This window comes from Ruegeria sp. AP12, from assembly GCF_056540025.1.
This window is the reverse complement of the sequence record NZ_JBQFVZ010000001.1, coordinates 87,150-109,309: the sequence shown is the minus strand read 5'-3', so window position 1 is coordinate 109,309 and position 22,160 is coordinate 87,150. Positions and strand designations below refer to the sequence as shown.

17 protein-coding genes are annotated in these 22,160 nt (G+C 60.9%); 9 read left to right on the top strand and 8 right to left on the bottom strand.

Annotated features, from left to right (window positions below; all coding sequences use genetic code 11):
* Complete coding sequence (locus ACR0E6_RS00530; RefSeq protein ID WP_480580157.1) at nt 1-1,236, bottom strand: acyl-CoA dehydrogenase family protein; 1,236 nt, start codon at nt 1,234-1,236, stop codon at nt 1-3.
* A gap of 127 nt (nt 1,237-1,363) precedes the next feature.
* Between ACR0E6_RS00530 and ACR0E6_RS00525 the strand changes: the two genes are divergently transcribed.
* A complete protein-coding gene (locus ACR0E6_RS00525; RefSeq protein ID WP_480580154.1) occupies nt 1,364-2,299 on the top strand; it encodes a 2-hydroxyacid dehydrogenase in 936 nt (311 codons plus the stop codon).
* A 5-nt stretch (nt 2,300-2,304) separates the two neighbouring features.
* Here ACR0E6_RS00525 and ACR0E6_RS00520 read toward each other — a convergent pair whose 3' ends face one another.
* The gene (locus ACR0E6_RS00520; protein WP_170520495.1) at nt 2,305-2,661 is read right to left on the bottom strand and encodes a hypothetical protein; all 357 of its coding nucleotides are present in this window, start codon (nt 2,659-2,661) and stop codon (nt 2,305-2,307) included.
* Nucleotides 2,662-2,839: 178 nt separating this feature from the next.
* Between ACR0E6_RS00520 and ACR0E6_RS00515 the strand changes: the two genes are divergently transcribed.
* The 3 genes from ACR0E6_RS00515 (at nt 2,840) to ACR0E6_RS00505 (ending at nt 5,136) form a co-directional block, all read left to right on the top strand.
* The gene (locus ACR0E6_RS00515; protein WP_170737024.1) at nt 2,840-3,670 is read left to right on the top strand and encodes a bifunctional allantoicase/(S)-ureidoglycine aminohydrolase; all 831 of its coding nucleotides are present in this window, start codon (nt 2,840-2,842) and stop codon (nt 3,668-3,670) included.
* Between the two features lie 101 nt (nt 3,671-3,771).
* The gene (locus tag ACR0E6_RS00510; protein WP_480580149.1) at nt 3,772-4,095 is read left to right on the top strand and encodes a hypothetical protein; all 324 of its coding nucleotides are present in this window, start codon (nt 3,772-3,774) and stop codon (nt 4,093-4,095) included.
* Between the two features lie 54 nt (nt 4,096-4,149).
* Nucleotides 4,150-5,136, top strand: a complete 987-nt coding sequence (locus ACR0E6_RS00505) for a type I glyceraldehyde-3-phosphate dehydrogenase (RefSeq protein ID WP_480580146.1) — start codon at nt 4,150-4,152, stop codon at nt 5,134-5,136.
* A gap of 101 nt (nt 5,137-5,237) precedes the next feature.
* Here ACR0E6_RS00505 and ACR0E6_RS00500 read toward each other — a convergent pair whose 3' ends face one another.
* Nucleotides 5,238-5,726 carry an ureidoglycolate lyase gene (locus tag ACR0E6_RS00500; RefSeq protein WP_480580143.1) on the bottom strand — a complete coding sequence of 163 codons (489 nt, stop codon included), beginning with the start codon at nt 5,724-5,726 and terminating at the stop codon, nt 5,238-5,240.
* The gene (gene puuE, locus ACR0E6_RS00495; RefSeq protein ID WP_480580140.1) at nt 5,723-7,141 is read right to left on the bottom strand and encodes an allantoinase PuuE; all 1,419 of its coding nucleotides are present in this window, start codon (nt 7,139-7,141) and stop codon (nt 5,723-5,725) included. The genes ACR0E6_RS00500 and puuE overlap by 4 nt, the downstream gene beginning before the upstream one ends.
* A 163-nt stretch (nt 7,142-7,304) precedes the next feature.
* Here puuE and uraH point away from each other — a divergent pair, with 163 nt between their 5' ends.
* Nucleotides 7,305-7,661 carry a hydroxyisourate hydrolase gene (gene uraH / locus ACR0E6_RS00490; RefSeq protein WP_480580137.1) on the top strand — a complete coding sequence of 119 codons (357 nt, stop codon included), beginning with the start codon at nt 7,305-7,307 and terminating at the stop codon, nt 7,659-7,661.
* A 195-nt stretch (nt 7,662-7,856) separates the two neighbouring features.
* Here uraH and ACR0E6_RS00485 read toward each other — a convergent pair whose 3' ends face one another.
* Entirely contained in the window at nt 7,857-8,780 is a 924-nt protein-coding gene (locus ACR0E6_RS00485; RefSeq protein WP_480580134.1) for a LysR family transcriptional regulator, read from the bottom strand.
* Nucleotides 8,781-8,876: 96 nt separating this feature from the next.
* Between ACR0E6_RS00485 and ACR0E6_RS00480 the strand changes: the two genes are divergently transcribed.
* The 3 genes from ACR0E6_RS00480 to ACR0E6_RS00470 all read left to right on the top strand — a co-directional run bounded on the left by ACR0E6_RS00480 (nt 8,877) and on the right by ACR0E6_RS00470 (nt 16,459).
* On the top strand, nt 8,877-10,100 hold the full coding sequence (locus ACR0E6_RS00480) for a urate hydroxylase PuuD (protein ID WP_480580131.1): 1,224 nt from the start codon (nt 8,877-8,879) through the stop codon (nt 10,098-10,100).
* 144 nt (nt 10,101-10,244) lie between these two features.
* The gene (locus ACR0E6_RS00475; protein WP_170454377.1) at nt 10,245-12,050 is read left to right on the top strand and encodes a BamA/TamA family outer membrane protein; all 1,806 of its coding nucleotides are present in this window, start codon (nt 10,245-10,247) and stop codon (nt 12,048-12,050) included.
* Entirely contained in the window at nt 12,050-16,459 is a 4,410-nt protein-coding gene (locus tag ACR0E6_RS00470) for a translocation/assembly module TamB domain-containing protein (RefSeq protein WP_480582178.1), read from the top strand. Before ACR0E6_RS00475 ends, ACR0E6_RS00470 begins: the two co-directional genes overlap by 1 nt.
* Here the strand turns inward: ACR0E6_RS00470 and ACR0E6_RS00465 are convergent.
* Complete coding sequence (locus tag ACR0E6_RS00465; protein WP_480580127.1) at nt 16,456-16,968, bottom strand: thioesterase family protein; 513 nt, start codon at nt 16,966-16,968, stop codon at nt 16,456-16,458. The genes ACR0E6_RS00470 and ACR0E6_RS00465 overlap by 4 nt on opposite strands.
* A gap of 219 nt (nt 16,969-17,187) precedes the next feature.
* Between ACR0E6_RS00465 and ACR0E6_RS00460 the strand changes: the two genes are divergently transcribed.
* Nucleotides 17,188-17,553 (top strand): eCIS core domain-containing protein, encoded by a 366-nt coding sequence (locus tag ACR0E6_RS00460; RefSeq protein WP_170736818.1) that lies wholly within the window; start codon nt 17,188-17,190, stop codon nt 17,551-17,553.
* An 87-nt stretch (nt 17,554-17,640) separates the two neighbouring features.
* Here the strand turns inward: ACR0E6_RS00460 and fdhF are convergent, their stop codons facing one another.
* Nucleotides 17,641-20,424 (bottom strand): formate dehydrogenase subunit alpha, encoded by a 2,784-nt coding sequence (fdhF, locus tag ACR0E6_RS00455; RefSeq protein ID WP_480580123.1) that lies wholly within the window; start codon nt 20,422-20,424, stop codon nt 17,641-17,643.
* 14 nt (nt 20,425-20,438) lie between these two features.
* On the bottom strand, nt 20,439-22,142 hold the full coding sequence (locus ACR0E6_RS00450; RefSeq protein WP_480580120.1) for an NAD(P)H-dependent oxidoreductase subunit E: 1,704 nt from the start codon (nt 22,140-22,142) through the stop codon (nt 20,439-20,441).
* Nucleotides 22,143-22,160 lie beyond the last annotated feature (18 nt).

Here is a 22,160-nt window from a genome sequence, read left to right as displayed (position 1 = left end):
TCAGACCTTTTCCTGCGTGTGTTTCTTCAATTCGGCCCGCGCGACCTGACGGCGGTGAACCGCGTCTGGTCCGTCGGCCAGTCGCAGGGTTCGCACATGAGTCCAGGCGGTGGCCAGTGGTGTGTCCTGACTGACCCCTTGCCCGCCGAACATCTGCACCGCCTCGTCGATCACCTTCAGCGCGACCCGAGGCGCAACCACCTTGATCTGGCTGATCCACGGGGCCGCGGCCCGCGCATCGCCCTGATCCATGTACCACGCCGCTTTCAGACACAGCAGGCGGGCCATCTCGATCTCCATCCGGCATTCGGCGATGATGTCGTAATTGGCACCCAGCTGCGCCAGCTTCTTGCCGAACGCCTCACGCTGCATGGAACGCTTGCACATCTGCTCCAGTGCGCTTTCCGCCTGACCGATTGCGCGCATGCAATGGTGAATGCGCCCCGGCCCCAAGCGGCCCTGCGCAATCTCGAACCCGCGGCCTTCGCCCAAGAGGATATTCTCTGCGGGCACGCGCACGTCGGTAAACCGAATATGCATATGGCCGTGCGGCGCGTCGTCGTGGCCGTAGACCTGCATGGGTCGCAGAACCTCGATCCCGGGCGTATCGGCGGGCACCACGATCATCGACTGGCGCTTGTGCTTGGGCTGATCCTCGCCGCCGGTTTTGACCATCACGATATAGACCTTGCAGCGCGGATCGCCCGCGCCGGATGACCACCATTTCTCGCCATTCAGGACATAGTCATCGCCGTCCCGCACGCAGGACATCGACACATTGGTCGCATCGGATGAAGCCACATCCGGTTCGGTCATCAGATAGGCCGAGCGGATCTGGCCGTCGAGCAGTGGCTTCAACCACTGTTGTTTCATCGCCTCGGTGCCGTAACGCTCGAACACTTCCATATTGCCGGTGTCGGGGGCGGAACAGTTGAACACCTCGGCCCCAAGGGGGGTCTTGCCCATCTCTTCGGCGAAATAAGCATATTCAACCGTGGTCAGCCCGAACCCTTTGTTGCTGTCGGTCAGCCAGAAATTCCACAGACCGGCGGCCTTGGCTTTGGCTTTCAGCCCCTCAAGGATTTCGGCCTGGCGTTCGGTATATTGCCAGCGGTCGTCCTTGTTGATCTCGGCCTGGTATTCTTCTTCCAGCGGCATGATCTCATCCCGGACCATGTCGGCGACACGTTGCAAAAGGGCGCGGTTTTCCTCGCGCAAACCAAATGACATATTCATGAAATTCCCTCCTGCCGGGTGAAATCCGGGCTGTACCTTACGGACCGAGGATGGCTTAACTGTTGCGACTCTGTCCAGTTGCGTGACGGAACGTCACCACGTTCAATTTCAAGAGAAGGAACCGCCCATGGCGCTGTTGATAGACACCGGCCTGACCAACTGGATCAGCGATGCGGACATCGCCAATGACATCCGGTCCGCGATCCCCGGTGCCGATATTCGCACGCCGGACGCAATCGGCAACGCCGATGAGATTACGATGGTTGCGGTCGTGGGCCTGAAAGACGACCACCTGCACCAGCTGCCAAACCTGAAACTGGTGCAAAAGCTTGGGGCGGGTGTCGAAACGATTGTCGGAAATCCCAACCTGCCCGACCACATGCGGGTTGCGCGCCTGAAACCGGATGCACCGGCACAGGGCATTGCCGAATGGTTCGTCGCCTACATCCTGCGCGCCCAGCGTCATATGGCATTTCACGAAGCCGCGCAGGCCCGCGCAGAATGGCTGCCTAAGGAACCAACCTTCACGCCCCACACAACCGTCGGCGTTCTGGGTCTGGGTCATATCGGGGACCGCACCGCGCGGATGCTGCGCGCCGTTGGGTTTAAGGTCCTGGGCTGGAGCCGGTCGCCAAAGCAGATCGAGGGCGTCACCTGCCTGCATGGCGACGATGCCTTGCCCGGTCTGCTGGGGCAGTGCGATCATGTCTGCGCCATCTTGCCCTCGACCCCGCAAACGGTGGGTCTGTTCGACGCGCAGATGCTGGCGGCGATGAAACCCGGCAGCCAGCTATTGAACGCCGGTCGCGGCGATCTGATTGACGAGGGTGCGCTGATTGCCGCGCTGGATCAGGGCACGCCCGGCCATGCGATTCTGGATGTGACAAGTCACGAGCCGCTGCCAGCCGACAACCCGCTTTGGCAGCACCCAAGCGTTACAATCACGCCCCATGTGTCCGGTTGGCATCTGGGCGATGCGCTGTCGGATGTGGCAGAAAACTTCCAGCGGCTGACAACCGGCGCGCCGCTGCTGAATGAGGTCGACCGGGCGCGCGGTTACTAGCGCAATCAGGGCGCCATCACCCAGTTGCCGCCCGCATCCTTGCATTGACGGGTTCTGACCCCGCGCGAGGCCTCTTTGCCTTCGGGCTGAATGTCGTGTTGCAGCCGGACGCAATTGCCCTCGACCGCATCAATCCGGATTGTCCCCTTTGATCCGGTTTCGCCATTGCTCCACCCGATCTCCTTGCCGACGCTGGGCGTGCCGTCGGTCAGCAAGCTGCGTGACGCTTTGTTTGCCACTTCGAAATCCGCAGGCGAAAGCCCCATTTCGGCGATGATTCGGGACAAGGGTTTGGCCGAGGCGGTCGTCGTAACGCCTGCCATGCTAAGTAGTGCCAATGCGAAAAAGACCCGGGCTTTCATTTCTGCCTCGCTGAACTGAAATCAATTTTGACTTCAAGGATATACCTGCGCGGGGGCGTGGCCAACCCCTACGGCGGCGACCTTCAAATTATCCCGAACAAACCTATCGCAAGCCCAGCGCTAGAGGCCGCACCCGGTTTGCCCGCATAGTGTCCCGCAAACGAACCCGAGGCACATGATGACACAACCAACCTATTTTTCGCCCCTCGGCGGGCACCCCGGCCAGGACCAGCTTTTGACCGACCGGGCCGTGTTCACCGATGCCTATGCGGTCATTCCCAAGGGTACGATGCGCGACATCGTGACCAGCTATCTGCCATTTTGGGAGGGCACGCGCCTGTGGGTCCTGTCGCGCCCGCTCAGCGGCTTTGCCGAGACGTTTTCGCAATACATCATGGAGGTTCAGCCCGGCGGTGGCAGCGATCAGCCGGAAACAGACCCGCGCGCTCAGGCCGTTCTGTTTGTGGTCGAGGGGGCCGTGCATCTGACGCTGAACGGAACGGAATATAATTTGGATACAGGGGGGTACGCCTATATCCCACCCGGCGCGGACTGGACGTTGCACAACCGATCTGACGCCGTGGCACGGTTTCACTGGGTCCGCAAGGCCTATGAGGCCGTGCCCGGCCTGCCCGTCCCCGATCCGATCATCACCAATGAACGCGACGTGGCCCCGATTGAAATGCCCGGAACCGAAGGGCGCTGGTCCACGACCCGCTTTGCCGACCCGCAGGACTTGCGTCACGACATGCATGTCAACATCGTCAATTTCGAACCCGGCGGCGTGATCCCCTTTGCTGAAACCCATGTGATGGAGCACGGGCTTTACGTGCTGGAAGGCAAGGCCGTCTACCGGCTCAATCAGGACTGGGTGGAGGTCGAGGCGGGCGATTACATGTGGCTACGCGCCTTTTGCCCGCAGGCCTGTTACGCGGGTGGGCCGGGGCGATTCCGGTATCTTCTGTACAAGGACGTGAACCGGCATATGCCGTTATCCTTGCCCCGCTAAACCCGGTTTCATCGCCTTTTACCCCTGCAGGGGTTCACAGCGGCCCCGGAATTTGCTGAAATCCCAGCAAATTCCATTGTTTGAGTATTGGAGACTGGCTGATGAAACTGCGTACCCCCCTGATGGCTCTGGCCGCATGCGCCATCGTGGCCGCAACCTTGTCCACGCCGGTCGCTGCCAAGGATGAGACCAAATCGGTCTTTGTCATGAGCCGGACGTGGGCCGTGACCAAAGTCTCGGACGAGCCGGTCATCTACCGCGCCACCCGCGACAACAACAACCTCAACCCGTTCGGCCCGCCACCACGCCTGCGCACCCTGCAGGCCATCGCGGCGATCCAGCAGGCAACCGGATGCAAACCGATCGTGGCCAGCATGTATCAGAACATCTCGGGGCAGTTCTTCTCGCAGGTCAGTTGCGGTTGAAATTGGTACAATACTTTCGTTGAGATCGCCTGATCTGCCTGCCATAGCTTGCGCATGAAACTCGCGATCAACGGATTCGGCCGCATCGGCCGCACGATCCTGCGGCAGGTTCTGACCCAGCCGCAAGGATCAGATATCGAGCTGGTGCTGATCAACGATATCGCACCGCTGGACACCTGTGCCTATCTGTTCAAATACGACAGCACCTTTGGCCCCTATGCGGGGGACGTGTCCGCTGGTGACGAAGCCCTGATCATTGACGGGCGCACGGTGCCGATGACGCACAGTTCCGATCTGGCGAATATCGATCTGTCAGGCGTTGACGTCCTGCTGGATTGCACCGGCATTGCACGCTCATCCGATGTCGCCGGCCGGGGGCTGACGGCTGGCGCGCGCAAGGTGCTGATCTCGGGCCCTTCGCCTGCGGCTGAACTGACGGTGGTTTTGGGTGCCAATGAGGATCAGTTGGGTGATGCCAGCATCGTCTCGAACGCATCCTGCACCACCAATGGCCTCGCGCCGCTGGTTCGGGCACTGGATCAGATCGGCGGCATCGTCTCGGGCCATATGACCACTATCCACTGTTACACCAACAGCCAGCCGATGGTCGACGCGCCGCGCGGCGATCTTGCGCGTTCGCGCGCAGGGGCGCTGTCGATGGTGCCGACCACGTCCAGCGCGACCCACCTGATCGACGTTGTTCTCCCGCATCTGGCCGGACGGATTTCGGGCGCAGCGGTGCGGGTTCCAACCGCCAGCGTTTCGGCGGTGGACCTTGTGGTAACGCTCGGGCGCGGCATGAGCGAACAGGCTTTCGACACCGCGTTTCGCGAAGCGGTCGATGCTTCGGCGGTTCTTGGCTGGACCGATCTGCCTCTGGTCTCGTCCGATCTGCGATCCCGCCCCGAATCGCTGGTTATCGCAGGCCCCGAGACCCGAATGGTCGGCAACAATCAGGTCCGTGTCTTCGGCTGGTATGACAATGAATGGGGCTTTTCCGCCCGCATGCTGGACGTGGCCCGTTTGATGGCGACGGGTTGATCCGGACTGACCGCAGCGGGCGGGCCTGCCCGCGCGCTGCCGGGCCCAACGGGTCAGCGCGCATCTTCGATGCGTTCTGACCGGGCGGGAGCCTTCCGGGGTCAGCCCGCGATCACCTCATAGGGGGTGTCGAACCAGAATTCCTCGAGATTCGCACCCTCACCGATGCGATCCACCACGGCAAACAGGCCCGGACCATGCAAAGGCGTCAGCACCCCATGCCACGTAGCGCGGTGATAGTTCACGGCCTGCCCGGCCCGTGTCATGAAGGCCCTGGGCCGCCCAGGCTGCCCTCCCTCATCGGGTGCTACGACAACCAGAAACGGCTGATGGGTCATCGGGATAAAGGCCTGACTGCCCTCCGGGTGCCGCTCGACCATATCCAGCGCATATGGCAGCGCGCGCGGGTTGGCGTTGAACAGGCTGATCCCGGCGCGCCCGTCAGAGAAATCCAGCAGCGCCCGATCATGATACCGGCCACACTGCCCCTGATTGATGATCTTGTCGGCATCGCCGGACCCTTCGATTACATCACCAAAAGGCGCAAATTGCTCAGCGGTCAGCGGCTCGGCAACGATCCGGCGGCTCATGAGGGCAACACGTCCCGCAGCCGGAATTCGGCGATGCGTTCAACCTGACGGCAGGCCTCGGCAAACTCGGTATCGCGATCCTGTTCAATCCGCCGCTGAAAGGCCGCAAGGATTGAAGCCTTGTCATGATCCCGCACCGCAATGATGAACGGAAATCCGAACGTTTCAGTGTACCGCGTATTCAATTCGGTAAAGGCCACGCGCTCCTCATCCGTCAGCGCGTCCAAACCGGCCGAGGCCTGCTCGGACGTGCTTTCCTGCGTCAACCGCTTGGCCTGCGCCAGCTTGCCCGCCAGATCAGGATGCGCTGTCAGAACCCCCAACCGCTCGGGCTCAGAGGCCGACCTGAACATCCGCGCCAAGGCGTTGTGCAACCCGCCTGCGGTGTCATGCGCAGGCCCAAGTTCCAGATCATAGGCCCGCTCGGCAATCCAGGCCGAGTGTTCGAAAATGCCCCCATAGGCTTCGACAAACGCGTCCCGTCCCATCTGCGACGGCTTCGGATGGGATTGCGGCGGGTGGGTCTGTGCCCAGTGTTCAGCAATCTGCAACCGGGTGGCAAACCACACATCCGAGAAGCTGCGCGCGTATTCCAGAAAACGTTTCAACGCCATGACGCGGCCCGGTCGCCCAATCAAACGACAATGCAACCCGATGGATAGCATCTTGGGCGCCCCCGCCTGCCCTTCCTCATACAATGCGTCGAAACTGTCCTTGAGATAGGAAAAGAACTGATCGCCCGCATTGAACCCTTGCGGCGTGGCAAAGCGCATATCGTTGCAATCCAGCGTGTAGGGCACGATTAGCTGATCCCGACCGTCGATCTGTGCCCAATAGGGCAGATCGTCGTCATAGGTGTCGGCGACATAATCGAACCCGCCCTCTTCGGACACCAGACGCACCGTGTTCTCGGAACAGCGCCCGGTGTACCAGCCGCGCGGGCGCTCACCGACGACCTCGGTGTGAAGCCGGATCGCCTCGGCAATTTCGGCGCGCTCCTGCGTCTCGGGCATGTCTTTGTGTTCCACCCATTTCAGCCCATGGCTGGCAATCTCCCAACCGGCGTCTTTCATCGCGGCCACCTGATCCGGCGACCGCGCCAAAGCCGATGCCACGCCGTAAACCGTGATCGGCAGGTCCTGCATCAAGCGATGCAGCCGCCAGAACCCGGCCCGCGCGCCGTATTCATAGATCGATTCCATGTTCCAATGACGCTGCCCCGGCCATTGCGCCGCGCCGACGATCTCGGACAGAAACGCCTCGGACGCGGCATCACCGTGCAGAACGCAGGTCTCGCCACCCTCTTCGTAATTCAGTACGATCTGGACGGCCAGCTTGGCCCCGCCCGGCCATTGCGCCGCTGGCGGGTTGGCACCGTATCCAATCATGTCGCGGGGGTATCGAGGCGGTTGCATGGCGTCTTCCGGTTTTGGATGTTTCGACAGGCTTATCCTAGAAATTCGCCAATGATTATCAAATCAATCCGAACGCTGTTTCCGGTTCTTTCGGCATTTCCCCTGTTTTGATCTTTGCGCCACACTGTGTCACAGCAAAGTGACGTATCTGAGGGAGGCTTTCGTGGCAGGCTATCTGACAACTCATGTTCTGGACACCGCCCGGGGCTGCCCCGCCGCCGGGTTGAAAATCGCGTTGTACAGCGTGTCCGGCAATTCCCATCGCAAGCTGGTCGAGATGGAAACCAATGCCGATGGTCGCACGAACAGCCCGATCCTGCCGCAGGAGACATTCAAGACGGGCACATACGAGCTGATCTTCTTCGCCGGCGATTACCTGCGCGCGACAGGACAAGACGGGGATGACCCTTTGTTTCTGGATCAGGTGCCGATCCGGTTTGGTATGTCCGACCCCGACGCACATTACCACGTGCCCCTGCTGCTTTCCCCTTACGGCTACTCGACCTATCGCGGCAGCTAACCCTCCCGCCGGTCAGAGACCCTTTCAGGGTCCCTTCCCGTTGGGCCCAGCGCCGCGCCCTGCGGGCCCGGCGCGGTTGCGCTTTTATCAATGGCAACGCCACACCCGATCCCGTCGCACCCGCGCCGCAGCACAGCTGCGGCGCCCGGCCCAACGCTGTGCGGTGCCGGAACGGCACAAACAGGGGCAGGAGCGCTACCCGGCTGGCAATTCCGAGTTTCGGACGACTTTTCCGATCCGCTCGATCATGAAATCCATGAACAGGCGCGCCTTGGGGTCCTGATGGCGGCGGTGTGTATAAAGGCACGCCATCTGCACCGGCACGGGCGGCGTATCCTGCGCGACGGCCACCAGACGACCCGCGCTTAGGTGATCGGCCACTTCAAACACCGGCTTCATGGCAATGCCCTGCCCGGACAGCGCCCAATCTGTCAGGACGTCTCCGTCGTCACATTCGAACCGGCCTGACACCGCATAGCGTTTCGGGCCGTCGGCGGTTTCCAGCATCCACTGAAACTCGGTCGCGCCGGGAAAGCGCAGGTTCAGGCATTCGTGTTTGTCCTTCACCAGATCAGCCCCCGTCGCAGGCATCCCCCGCCGCGTGACATAGTCAGGGGCGGCGCACAGCACGCGCTGGCAATCGGCGATTTTGCGGATGCGCAAGGTGCTGTCCTCGGGCTGACCGATGAAAAAGGCCAGATCCAACCCCTCGGTCGTAAGGTCAACGGATCGATCCGTCAGGCGCAAACGCACATCGATTTCGGGATATTCCGCCAGAAAATCAGGCACATGCGGGGCCAGCAACCGCCGCCCCACCCCCAGCGGAGCCGCCACGAACAGAGACCCACGCGGGGCTTCGGTCAGATGCGTCACCTGCGCTTCGGCCTCATCCACCGCATCCAGCACCGCCACCGCGCCGGGGTAAAACGCCTTGCCCTGCTCGGTCGGTGACAGGTTCCGCGTCGTGCGTTGAAACAGACGCACGCCTAGATGATCCTCAAGCTGAGAAATCCGGGCCGAGGTCACGGCGGGTGAAATCCGCAAATCGCGCCCGGCGGCGGACATGCTGCCCAGATCATAAACCCTGACGAAGGTGCGGATATTGTCGAGATAGGACATCTTATCGTTTTTTTTGATACAGTTTGACAATATACGGGAATACCGAAGAAAAGCCCGTTTGCCTAGTGTGGCGGCAACCAATCGGAGACCTCATTCATGTACGACTTTGCCGTGTTCTGGGACTGGATGGCATTTGCCGTGCGCTGGCTGCATGTGATCACGGCCATGGCGTGGATCGGATCGTCCTTCTACTTCATCGCGCTGGATCTGGGCCTGAACCGCAATATCCCCGGCCCTGCGGATGGCGAGGAATGGCAGGTGCATGGCGGCGGCTTCTACCACATTCAGAAATATCTGGTCGCGCCCGAGCGGATGCCCGACCACCTGACCTGGTTCAAATGGGAAAGCTATTCGACCTGGCTCAGCGGTGCGGCGCTATTGATGATCGTCTACTGGGTCGGCGGAGAACTATACCTGATCGACGCCGAAAAGGCCGATCTGGCACTGTGGCAAGGCATTCTGATCTCGGCAGCGTCCCTGACTATCGGATGGCTGGTCTATGACTTTCTGTGCAAATCCGGTCTGGGCGAGCGTCCAACCCTGTTGATGGTACTGCTGTTCGTCCTGCTGGTGGCTATGGGCTGGGGTTACAACCAGATTTTCACCGGGCGCGCGATGATGCTGCATCTTGGGGCGTTTACCGCCACGATCATGACGGCCAACGTGTTCTTCATCATCATGCCGAACCAGCGCATCGTTGTGGATGATCTGAAGAATGGCCGCACGCCCGACCCGAAATTAGGCAAGATCGCCAAGCTGCGCTCGACCCACAACAACTATCTGACCCTGCCGGTTCTGTTCCTGATGTTGTCCAACCACTACCCGCTGGCATTCGCGACCCAGTACAACTGGATCATTGCCGCGCTGGTGTTCCTGATGGGCGTCACCATCCGGCACTATTTCAACACCCGCCACGCGCGTGCAGGCAACCCCACCTGGACCTGGCTGGCAACCGCCTTGCTGTTCATCGCCATCATGTGGCTGTCGACCGCACCGATGTATGAACCGATTGAAGAGGCCGAGGCGCAGCCATTGACGCCCTATGAACAGAAATTCGCGGCTGCCGAGGGGTTTGAGCAGGCACATGATATCGTTCTGGGGCGCTGTTCGATGTGTCATGCACGTGAGCCGGTTTGGGAGGGCATCCTTTGGGCCCCCAAAGGCGTTTTGCTGGAAACCGAGGCGGATATTGCCCGCAACGCGCAGCAGATCTACCTGCAGGCCGGTGTGACCCATGCGATGCCGCCGGCCAATGTGACCTTTATGGAACCAGAAGATCGCGATGCCATCATCCGATGGGTCCGCAACGCCGGGCTGTAACGCGGTCACGGATCACGGCAATTCGGCGCATCGCGCGATTAACCCCTTCCCCCAAACGGTTTCAGATGCTCTAACTTGAATTCAAAGAGCCGTGCAGAAACACGGCACAAGAGATTTCGACTCGGGGGCAGTTGGAGCCAACTGATGCAGGGAAGCAAGCCGCGACGCGGTCTGAGATGCTGGCTATTGGGCGCTGTCACCGCCCTTGCGCCAACAACGCTGGTTGCGTTGGAAACCACACTGACCGCCCCCGGAGCCCCCAAGGAAGTTGTCGAGCGCCTGAAAGAAACCTCTTCCGTCGCCACCGCCGAAGATCGCGGGCTGGACACGCCGCTGGAAATTCTGTCTGCCGCCCTGTCGGATTACCGGACGCTGGTACAGATCCTGTATGACGAGGGGTATTTCAGCCCGGTCGTTAGTATCAAACTGGACGGGCAGGAAGCGGCCGAGATGAGCTCGCTCACCGTTCCCAATCAGATCAACCGCGCGGTTATCACAGTGGAAACCGGCCCGACCTTCAAATTCGGCACGGCAGTTGTGCAACCTCTGGCCCCTGACACGGTGCTGCCCGAGGAATTCGCCACCAGCAAGCTGGCCACCACGGGCGCGATCCAACAGGCGGCCTCGGCCGGTGTTCAGGCGTGGCGCGATGCGGGCCACGCCAAGGCAAGTGTGGCCGGGCAACGGGTGATCGCGCGCCATGCCCAGGCGCGGCTGGACGCCGAGATTGATCTGGACCCGGACAGGCGACTGACTTTTGGCCAGATGTTCATCAAGGGCGACACCGATGTTCGTCACCGGTCGATTGAAAAGATCGCTGGCTTTCCCAGCGGCGAGGTTTATTCGCCCGCCAAAATCCAGAAAGTCGGCACCCGCTTGCGCCGCACCGGGACGTTCAACGTGGTGTCCCTGCAAGAGCGTGAGACGCCAAACCCCGATGGGACGCTGGATTTCGACGCAACCTTCGAAGATCTGCCCAAACGCCGTCTGACCTTTGGTGTCGAGCTTGCATCCCGCGATGGTGTCGACGTCACCGCCACCTGGACCCACCGCAATGTCTTTCGCCGGGCCGAACGTCTGCGGTTCGAAGCCGCCCTGCGCAATATCGGCGGGGCCGAGGATCTGGATGGACGCATTGGCCTGCGACTGGATCAACCCGACCGGCTGGGCCCCGACGACAACACCTTCTGGAGCGCGCTGCTGGAGCGTCGAAACACCGACAATTACAACGTGACCGTCGCCTCGCTGGCTTATGGTGCACGGCGCACCTTTTCGGATCAGCTATACGCCGAGGCGTCGGCGGGCTTTCAGTGGTCGAACGCAGATGATGCCTATGGTGACGGGCGCAAGTTCCGGTATTTTATCCTGCCATTCCGATCCGAATGGGATCAGCGCGACAGCAAGGTCAGTGCGACAAAAGGGTTTTATCTGGATTCGCAGGTCATGCCGTTTGTTGGGCTTTCGGGTACGGATACCGGCATCCGGCTGTTCTTTGACGGTCGCGCCTATACCAGCCTTGGAACCGGCGGCCGGCTTGTTCTGGCGGGGCGGGTCCAGCTGGGCTCGGTCATCGGGCCACCACCGGATGGGGTGACGCCGGACTTTCTGTTCTTCTCGGGCGGGGCCGGGACGGTGCGTGGGCAACCGTTTGAAAGCCTTGGCATTCCGGTAGGCACCGGCGTTGCGGGCGGCAAATCGTTCCTGGGCTTTTCTGGCGAGGTGCGCGGCAAGATCACCGACACCCTGTCGCTGGTTGGGTTTTATGACTACGGTATTGTAGACACGTCCTCATTCGTCGGCACCGGGGCCGAGGATCATGCCGGGGCTGGGCTTGGGGTCAGATATGATCTGGGCGGTTTTGGCCCGCTGCGCTTTGACCTTGCCGTGCCCGTTCAGGGCGACACGGGCGACGGGTTGCAGTTCTACATCGGGATCGGACAGGCCTTTTGATACAGCGTCTTTCATACCCCGTTCTGGTCGTCACACTGACCTGCGCGCCGGTTTCGGCATACGCACAGGACGAAGGCGGCAGCATGATCGAGCGGTTCCTGCAGGACACGCTGTCGGGAGACGATCAGAACGTAACTGTAAAAGGCTTGGAAGGCGCGCTGAGCTCACGCGCAACGATAGAAGAGATCACGGTGGCCGATGACGAAGGCGTCTGGCTGACGATCAAAGGGGCGGAACTGGACTGGAACCGTCTTGCCCTGATCCGGGGCCGGTTTTCGGTCAACGCCCTGACCGCGCAAGAGATCGACGTGGCCCGCGCTCCGGGCACTACAACGACCGAGGCCCCACCCCCGTCAGCAGAAACCCAGCCGTTTCAATTGCCGGAATTGCCGGTCTCAATCGAAATCGGCGAGATCCGGATCGATGAATTGGCCTTGGGTGAGCCCTTGATCGGCGTGGCCGCAGAACTGACCGTCACTGGCGACCTTTCATTGGCGGACGGTACGCTGGACACAAATCTCGACATTACAAGGCTGGACCGTGCAGGGGATGAGATCACGCTGGCGGCAGGGTTCCAGAACTCGAACAGTCAGATCGATCTGGATCTGAACGTGACCGAAGCTTCGGGCGGGTTGATCTCGACGGCGTTGAAAATCCCCGATAGCCCGCCCATTGGACTGACCGCCAAGGGATCAGGGCCGCTGACCGATTTCACCGCCGATATCGGACTGAGCAGCGACAACCAGCAACGGGTGGCCGGTCAGGTCAGGTTGCGTTCGGCAACGGCCGAGGATGAAACGGCCGAAGACGGGATTGCCTTCACTGCGGACCTAAGCGGTGATCTGACCCCCTTTGTCGCCGACGACATGGACGTATTCTTTGGTCAGGACACACGCCTGTTTGTCGACGGCAAGACACAGCCCGAAGGCGCGTTGCAGATCAGCGATCTGGATTTCACGTCCCAAGCCCTGAATCTGGAAGGCGAGTTGCAATTGGCGGCGGGTGGGACCTTGCAACTGGCAGCGTTGCAAGGGCGCATCTCGCCGCCCAATGGGGAAACTGTTGTCTTGCCAGCCTCGGGCGGTGAGACATCGATTGAAGCCGCTCAAATCTCGGCCCTGTTCGATCAGGCGAATGGCAATCTGTGGGACCTGAGTCTGACGGCCAACGCGTTCAAATCGCCTCAGATCAGTCTGGACCGGGCGCAGATCACCGCGCAGGGCACGCTGGAACAGGGCGACATCGTCAACGTCGATGGCGACGTGCAGGCGGCGCTGGACGGGCTTGATCTGGCAGACCCTGCGATGAACACCGCGCTGGGGGACCGGATCACGCTGGACGGGGCGTTCGACTATGGCAGCGATCAGTCGCTTGACCTGTCGGGGTTCGAGCTGGTGGGCTCGGACTATACGCTGGGCGTCGATGCGCTGATCAGCGGTTTGACCAGCGGGCTGGCCGTGGATGGCTCGGCCTCGCTGGACGCAACGGATCTGTCCCGGTTCTCTGATCTCGCGCAGTTGCAGCTGGGCGGGCAGGCATCAGCCCGGCTGGTGGGCAAAGGCTCACCGCTGGAGGGCAGCTTTGACGTCAAGCTAGAGGTCAAGGGCAGCGATCTGTCCACCGGGCGCGACGACATCGATCCGGTGATCCGGGGCGAGACAACCATCACAGTCGATGCCAAACGCGGAGCCGATGGAATCACCCTGCGCGACTTTACCTTGATTGCGGATGCGGCACGGGCGCAGGCAAGCGGGACGGTCACAACCCCTGATGGCAACCTGTCAATTGACGGTCAGGCCAAACTATCCGCGCGCGATCTGTCAGTCTTTTCCGGTCTGGCGAAACGCGAACTTGGCGGCTCGGTTCAGGCCAGCCTGCAAGGGGCCGGAACGGTTCAAACCCTTGAATTCGACGGCACAGCCAGCGTTACGGCACGCGACATCAAAACCGGGATGGCCGAGATTGACCCCCTTCTGAAAGGCGAAACCATTGTCGAATTCGACGGGGCGCTGTCGCAAGATCAGATCACGATCCGCGAGGCAACGGTCAACGGGAATGCCGTAACGGCCCAAGTCGCGGCGACGATTGACGATCCAACCGGCGACATTGCTTTCGATGGCGCGACCAGTGCGTCTATTCCCGACCTGACGCTGTTCTCGGGCCTTGCGGGCCGCGATCTGGCGGGGTCGGTCAACGCCAGCGTCCAAGGGAGCGGGGCCGTTAAAACGCCTCGGTTTGATGGTAAGGCCAGCATGACAAGCCGGGACATCAAAACCGGGATGGCGGATATCGATCCGCTTCTGACAGGGCAAACTTCGGTCGAGTTTGACGGGGCCGTGTCTGAGGATCAGATTACGATCCGCGAGGCCAAGGTCAACGGAAACGCCGTGACAGCCCAGGTTGCGGCCACGATTGACGATCCCACCGGAGATATTGCGGTCGATGGTACGGCCAGTGTGGATGTTCCAAACCTGTCCTTGTTCTCGGGCCTTGCAAACCGCGATCTGGCGGGATCGGTCGAGGCGCAGCTTCAAGGCAAGGGCGCAGTGGGCAGCAAGGCCTTCGATGTGAACGGCAGCGTCAAGGCAGATGACATCCGCGCGGGGATCGAGCAGGTGGATGCGCTGCTGCAGGGGCGCACGACCCTGACCGTGGATGCCCTGAACGATGAGAACGGGTTGAACATCCGCACCTTCCGCCTGAAAGGAACGGCCCTTTCCGCCAATGCTTCGGGTCAGTTGAGCCGCGAGACCGGGGGGCTGAACTTTACCGCCGCCCTCGACGACTTGGGGCGGTTGTCGGAAACACTCACCGGCCCCCTGAAACTGGACGGCAATGTTGCGCCAACCGGATCGGGGCTGGAAGGCACGGCCAATCTGCAGGGGCCCGACAGCTCTTACGCCAGCCTTGTCGGAACGGTCGATACCGATGGCTCTGCCGATCTGGACTTTGACGCCAGGCTCAACCGGATCGAGCGGTTTGTGCCGGATTTCCCCGGCACCGTCGCGGCAACCGGCAATGCAAAGCGGTCAGACGGGGTCTGGACCATCGACGCCAAGGCTGAAGGACCTGCCGGGATCAACAGCACCGTGGCGGGGACGTTCGACGAAACCGCTGGCACGGCTGATCTGAGGGCACAGGGCGGCGTCAACCTTGGCATCGCCAATATCTTCATCACACCGAACAAGATCGAAGGCGCGGCCCGGTTCGATCTGACGCTGAAGGGCGCACCGGCGCTTGAGTCCCTAAGCGGGTCTATCACCACATCCGGAACGTCCTTTGCGATTCCAACTGCGGGACAGACGGTGACAGGGATCAGTGGGTCGGTTGATCTGGCGCAAAGCCGCGCTACCATCTCAATGAATGGCGGCATGCGCGCCGGTGGCGGGTTTACCGTGTCTGGCCCGGTCGATCTGACGCCGCCGTTCAACGCCCAGATCACCACCGCATTGAATAGCCTCGTGCTGACCGATCAACTGCTGTATGAGACCACGCTCAACGGTCAGATTGTCATTGCGGGGGCTTTGGCCGGAAACAGTTCCCTGTCAGGTCAGATCACGTTTGAGGAAACCAATATCAACCTCGCCGCCGCCTCGGGTGCCGTGGGCGCGGCACCGATCCCCGAGATTACGCATATCGGCGAAAGCCGCGCGCAATATGTCACCCGCGAACGGGCGCAATTGGTGGTGAAAGAGGAAGCCGCCCAAAGCGACTCGCGCATTGCGCTGGATATCAGTCTGCTGGCCCCCAAAGCCGTCTTTGTGCGCGGGCGCGGCGTGAACGCGGAACTGGGTGGGCGGATTTTCATCGGAGGCACGACACGATCCGTTGTCCCCTCGGGCCAGATTGAATTGATCCGGGGTAATTTCGATATTCTGGGCCGCAGGCTGGCTCTGACCAAGGGGATCGTGACACTGCAAGGCGATCTGACCCCGTATATCGAGTTCGAATCGTCTGCCAGCACCTCGGATGGAACCGCCACGATTGAAATCGCCGGACCGCTGGATTCCCCGGAAGTCGATGTATTCTCGGACCCCGAACGCCCCGCCGAAGAGGCGCTGGCCATGTTGTTGTTCGGCAACCGGTTCTCGGAACTCTCGCCGTTTATCATCGCGCAAATGGCCGCGTCGCTGGCGCAGCTCAGCGGTGCGGGCGGCGACGCCACCAAAGGGCTGCGCGACTCTACCGGCGTCGACACCATCGATATCGGCGCGACCGAGGGCGGCGCAGGTCGCCTGGGCGCGGGCGCGTATCTCAGCGACAATCTCTACACGGACTTCACCGTCAACACCGAGGGCGATACCGAGGTGAACCTGAACCTGGACGTGAACGATAACTTTACGGTCCGGGGCACGGTCGATGGCCGGGGCGAAACCGGCATAGGCCTGTTCTTCGAACGCGATTACTAACGGCGAATACCGATTGGGTGATCGATCTGAGGGGCGCTCTGCAAGGTTTTGTGGTCCTCCACCATCCGCGCCAGGCGCGCAATGGCCCAATCCGGATAAGCAACCGACCGCCCGGTCTGCTGGCTGACATTCATGAACAGCGCCTCTTGCGTCGCGCAGACGGCGTCGTCTTCCTCTGAGATCATCTGAGCGAAATAGTGGCCGCGCTTGTGATCAGCGTCCAGCAATCGGAACCGAAAGTAGAACGGCGCGCCAGCGATCACCTCACGCAAAAAATGCAGATGGGCCTGCAGAATGTACGGCCCCTGCCCGTAGGCCTGTACCTGAGGTTCACCAAGCCCCAGATGCTCGACCAGCAGAACCTCGAAGGCATTATCGAAGGCGACGCCGTAATAGCCCACATTCATATGGCCGTTATAGTCGATCCATTCCGGTTTCACGTCAAAGCCCCGGATTTCCACAGGGGCCGGGTAAGGTCCGTCATATCCGGACAGGGGGCTATTGGTCATCTGAAGTCGTCTCCGCTGGGTCAGAATATGAGGCCGATAAACTTCCCGTCTGTCCAGTATGGAAGTGTGTGACCACAACGCTGCGCTACCTACGTCGGGTAAAATCCAATCCTTTCTCAAAAAAAAGAAAAAATCTGATTTCTATATGTGAAACGTGTCACTGAACCCAGAACCGGGTCGGCGCAAAAAAGGCTTCGAAATCAATACGGAGAGCCATTTATGAAAGCGGAAGAAGCCGAGAAAATCGTCGGGGCATTGAAAAACAAAAAGGCGAAAGTAAAGGCGATCGGAACCGAAGTGTCCGGGACCAAGGCAACCAAGCTGGAGAAGAAACTGCGCGACGGGTTGGAAGGCGCGTTGGGTGCCGACCTGTCCAAGGTCCGCGTTCACATCGGCGGGAATGCCGCCGATATCTGCAAAGAGCTAAAGGCTAAGGCCTTCACCAACGGAAACGACATCTACTTTGGCAAGGGTGCGGATTCAAAGAACAATAAGCTGATTGCCCATGAAATCACCCATGTCGTGCAGCAGGCAAAAGGCAAGATGCCAAAACCCCAGAAAGGCAAGGTTCTGGTCTCGGGCTAATTCTTTCCGGTCTTGGGAAAAGAAACAGTGCAACCAAGGTCGGCTCTTGCTTGGGCCGACCTTGGTCGTTTCAGATGGCTTTCCTGCCTATTCCGCCGCGATAGCGTCTTCGATCTTTTCGACGCGAATGGCCGAGAACTTGAACTCGGGGATTTTGCCGTAGGGGTCGATGGCCGAGTTGGTCAGGATATTCGCCGCCGCCTCGACATAGGCAAACGGGATGAACACCATATCTTCGGCAATCGCCCGGTCGGCCCGTACCATGATCTCAATCGAGCCGCGGCGCGTGGTCAGGCGGATCGTTTCGCCCGGCTCGATCCCCATCAGTTTTAGCTGACGCGGGTTCATCGAACAGTTCGCTTCCGGTTCCACGGCGTCCAGAACGGTGGCACGGCGGGTCATCGACCCTGTGTGCCAATGCTCCAACTGACGGCCCGTGGTGGCGATCATCGGGTATTCGTCATCCGGCGCTTCATCCGGCGGGATGACACTGGCCGGGGTGAAGCGCGCCTTGCCATCCGCGCGGGGGAAGCCATCGCCAAACACAATCGCCTGCCCCGGGTCGGTCTCGGACAGCGACGGGTAGGTGATGGTTTCGGTCTCAAGCCGTTCCCACGTGATGTTGTCCAGCGAGGCCATGGTCAGCTTCATCTCAGCAAAGACCTGAGACACGTCGGTATAATCCCAGTTCAGCCCGATCCGTTGCGCCAGTTCGACCGTGATCTTCCAATCCTCGCGCGCCTCACCCGGAGGGGTCACGGCGGGCCGCACCCGCTGTACCTGACGGTTGGTATTCGATACCGTGCCGTTTTTCTCATACAGCGCCGAAGCTGGCAGGATGATGTCGGCATAGTTCGCCGTTTCGGTCAGGAAAATGTCCTGCACGATCATCAGATCCAGTTTGGCCAGTGCATCGCGCGCGTGGTTCACATCCGGGTCGGACATGGCCGGGTTTTCGCCCATGATGTACATGCCCTTGATGTTGCCCGCATAGGCTTGATCAATGATCTCGGTAACGGTCAGGCCCTTCTCGTTCGAAAAGTCGTCCGAGTTCCAGACGTTGTTGAACTTGGCGCGAATACCATCGTCCATGACCGACTGGTAATCCGGCAAGAACATCGGGATCAGACCTGCGTCCGAGGCCCCCTGCACGTTGTTCTGCCCCCGCAGCGGATGCAGACCCGCGCCGGGTTTGCCGACATTGCCGGTCATCAGCGCAAGGCTGATCAGACAGCGCGAGTTGTCGGTGCCGTGAATGTGCTGGCTGACGCCCATGCCCCAGAAGATCAGACCGGCCTTGGCCTGCGCAAAGGTCCGCGCCACGCGGCGCAACTGATCCGGTTCGATACCGCAGATCGGGGCCATCGCCTCGGGCGTGAAGGCGCGCAGATGCTCTTTCTCGGCCTCCCAGTTCTCGGTCCAGCGGTGGATGTACTGGCTGTCATACAGCTCTTCCTCGACGATCACGTTCATGATCGCGTTCAGCATCGAGACATCCGCCCCCGGACGGAATTGCAGCATTTCATCAGCGAACTTGCGCATACCAACACCGCGCGGGTCCATCACGATCAGCTTGCCACCGCGCTTGGTGAACTGCTTGAAATAGGTCGCGGCGACGGGGTGGTTTTCAATCGGGTTCGCCCCGATGATGATCGCCACATCCGCGTTTTCGATCTCATTGAAGGTCGCAGTCACAGCGCCGGAACCCACGTTCTCGATCAGAGCCGCAACAGACGACGCGTGGCACAGACGCGTGCAGTGGTCGACATTGTTGTGCTTAAAACCCTGACGGATGAACTTCTGGAACAGATACGCCTCTTCATTGGTGCATTTGGCCGAACCAAAGCCCGCAACGCTGCGCGGGTCTTCGTTACGCAGGGCTTTCAGCTTCGAGGCCGCCAGATCCATCGCCTCTTCCCAGGTCGCTTCGCGGAAATGGGTGTCCAGATTGCCGGGATCGACGTTCAAGCCCTTTTCAGGCGCGTCTTCACGACGGATCAGCGGCGTGGTCAGGCGGTGTGGGTGGTGGATATAGTCGAAACCAAACCGACCTTTGACACACAGGCGGCCTTCGTTGGCGGGGCCGTTAATGCCTTCGACATATTTGACCTTACCGTCCTTGACCTTCAGCGAAACCTTGCAGCCGACACCGCAGAACGGGCAGACGCTTTCGGTTTCGCTATCGAAATCCTTGCTGTCGCCCTTTTGCTGGTCATCCAGCACGGTGGCAGGCATCAGGGCACCGGTCGGGCAGGCCTGAACGCATTCGCCACAGGCCACGCAAGTTGAATCGCCCATAGGATCGTTCTGGTCGAACACCACCTGCGCGGTATGCCCGCGACCGGCCATGCCGATCACGTCATTCACCTGCACTTCACGACACGCGCGAACGCAGAGGTTGCAGTTGATGCAGGCATCCAGATTGACGCGCATCGCGACGTGGCTGTCATCCAGCAGCGGGATTTTCTCGGCCTCTTTTGCCGGGAAACGGCTGTCTGAAACATCGTTCAGCTTGGCCATATCCCAGAAATGGCTTGAGGTGTCATGCGCCTCTTCGGGCTGGTCGGCGACCAGCAGTTCCATGACCATGGCCCGCGATTTCTCGGCGCGGTCGCTGTCGGTCTTGACCACCATGCCGTCCGCCGCCGGACGGATGCACGAGGCGACCAACGTACGCTCGCCTTCCACCTCGACCATACAGGCGCGGCAATTGCCGTCAGGCCGATAGCCCGGCTGCGGCTTGTGGCACAGGTGCGGAATAGTGAACCCCTGCCCCTTGGCGGCTTCCCAGATGGTCCAGCCTTCGGGCACGGTGACGTCTTCGCCGTTCAGGTTGAAGGTGACGGTCTTGTTTGGGCTTGCATCAAGCATGGCTCTGTCTCCCCTCAGATTTCATCAGCGAAATGTTTCATGACAAGGCGGATCGGGTTCGGGGCCGCCTGCCCCAGACCGCAGATGGACGCATCGCCCATGACCTGACACAGATCTTCCAGCAGGTCCTGATCCCACTTTTCGGCCTGCATCAGCTTCACCGCCTTTTCACAGCCCGCCCGGCAGGGCGTGCACTGGCCGCAGCTTTCATCCTCGAAGAACCGCAGCATGTTCAGCGCCGCATCGCGGGCGGTGTCCTGATCGGACAGGACCACCACGGCGGCCGACCCGATAAAGGTGCCATGCGGTTGCAGCGTGTCGAAATCCAGCGGGATATCATCCATCGATGCGGGCAACAGGCCCGAGGACGGCCCACCCGGCTGATACGCCTTGAAGGTCTGCCCTTCGGCCATGCCACCGGCAGCCTCGATCACGTCCAGAATGGTCGAGCCCGCAGGCAGCAGGTAGACCCCCGGCTGCGCCACCCGGCCCGAGACCGAATAGCTGCGCAGGCCCTTACGACCATTCTTTTCTGTGCTGCTCAGGCATTTCGGACCTTCGCGGCAGACTTTGGTGACCCAATACAGCGTCTCAACGTTGTGCACCAAGGTCGGACGGTTAAAGACCCCAACCTGCGCCACGAACGGAGGACGGTGACGCGGCAGACCCTTTTTGCCCTCGATCGACTCGATCATCGCGGATTCTTCACCGCAGATATAGGCACCGGCACCGCGGCGCAGATCGATATAGCCTTTCTCGACAATCCCCGCATCTTCCAGCGCGGCGATTTCGCGGCGCAGGATCTCCAGCACCGCCGGATATTCGTCGCGCATGTAGATAAAGCAGGTCTCGGCCTCGACCGCCCAAGCGGCGATCAACATGCCTTCGAGGAAGACATGCGGCGTACGTTCCAGATAGTAACGGTCCTTGAACGTGCCCGGCTCGCCCTCGTCCCCGTTCACGGCCAGATAGCGCGGGCCTTCGTTCATGCGCACGAAACCCCATTTCTTGCCGGACGGGAAGCCAGCGCCGCCCAGACCACGCAGGCCCGAGGCCAGAACGTCCTCTTGCACCTTCTCCCAATCGCCGCTGTCGCGCAGGTCTTTCAGCTTGGCATAGCCGCCATTTTCGGCGTAGGCGGCAAAGGTTTCGTAGTCGGGCAGATGAGCGTGGGTGTCACCTGCCGCAATCGCCGCCTGCACCTTTTCGGGGGTGGCGCGGTCGATGTGGTTATGACCGATCTCAAGCACCGGAGCCGTGTCGCAGCGGCCCATGCAGGGCGCGCGCACCACGCGGACCTGCGACGCGTCCAAGCCGTCTTCCAGCGCCTTCTGCAACTGCTGGGCACCGGCCATTTCGCAGGACAGAGAATCGCAGACGCGGATGGTCAGCGCGGGCGGGGGCGTCTCGCCCTCTTTTACCACGTCGAAATGGGCGTAGAATGTAGCGGTCTCATAAATCTCGGCCTGTCCGATCCGCATCTCAACCGCCAGCGCGGCGATATGGTCGGCGCTGATATGGCCGTGCGCATCCTGTATCAGATGCAGGAACTCGATCAGCAGGTCGCGACGGCGTGGGCGGTCGCCCAGCAGGCGTGTGATTTCCGCCTGTGCCTCATCCGTGAACTGACGGCCTTTGGGCGTGTGCCGCCCCTTGCCTTTACCTGACTTCCAGACGCCCTTGGGTGCGCCTGATGGCTTGGTGTCTAATGGTGCCATGATGCCCTCCGATTAAGG

Coding starts and splice junctions, on each gene's coding strand:
- puuE (WP_480580140.1), bottom strand. CDS start 7,141: ATGCAACCGCCTCGATACCCCCGCGACATGATTGGATACGGTGCCAAC.
- ACR0E6_RS00520 (WP_170520495.1), bottom strand. CDS start 2,661: ATGAAAGCCCGGGTCTTTTTCGCATTGGCACTACTTAGCATGGCAGGC.
- ACR0E6_RS00515 (WP_170737024.1), top strand. CDS start 2,840: ATGACACAACCAACCTATTTTTCGCCCCTCGGCGGGCACCCCGGCCAG.
- ACR0E6_RS00465 (WP_480580127.1), bottom strand. CDS start 16,968: ATGACCAATAGCCCCCTGTCCGGATATGACGGACCTTACCCGGCCCCT.
- ACR0E6_RS00460 (WP_170736818.1), top strand. CDS start 17,188: ATGAAAGCGGAAGAAGCCGAGAAAATCGTCGGGGCATTGAAAAACAAA.
- ACR0E6_RS00510 (WP_480580149.1), top strand. CDS start 3,772: ATGAAACTGCGTACCCCCCTGATGGCTCTGGCCGCATGCGCCATCGTG.
- ACR0E6_RS00530 (WP_480580157.1), bottom strand. CDS start 1,236: ATGAATATGTCATTTGGTTTGCGCGAGGAAAACCGCGCCCTTTTGCAA.
- ACR0E6_RS00500 (WP_480580143.1), bottom strand. CDS start 5,726: ATGAGCCGCCGGATCGTTGCCGAGCCGCTGACCGCTGAGCAATTTGCG.
- ACR0E6_RS00525 (WP_480580154.1), top strand. CDS start 1,364: ATGGCGCTGTTGATAGACACCGGCCTGACCAACTGGATCAGCGATGCG.
- fdhF (WP_480580123.1), bottom strand. CDS start 20,424: ATGCTTGATGCAAGCCCAAACAAGACCGTCACCTTCAACCTGAACGGC.
- ACR0E6_RS00480 (WP_480580131.1), top strand. CDS start 8,877: ATGTACGACTTTGCCGTGTTCTGGGACTGGATGGCATTTGCCGTGCGC.
- ACR0E6_RS00505 (WP_480580146.1), top strand. CDS start 4,150: ATGAAACTCGCGATCAACGGATTCGGCCGCATCGGCCGCACGATCCTG.
- ACR0E6_RS00485 (WP_480580134.1), bottom strand. CDS start 8,780: ATGTCCTATCTCGACAATATCCGCACCTTCGTCAGGGTTTATGATCTG.
- ACR0E6_RS00450 (WP_480580120.1), bottom strand. CDS start 22,142: ATGGCACCATTAGACACCAAGCCATCAGGCGCACCCAAGGGCGTCTGG.
- ACR0E6_RS00475 (WP_170454377.1), top strand. CDS start 10,245: ATGCAGGGAAGCAAGCCGCGACGCGGTCTGAGATGCTGGCTATTGGGC.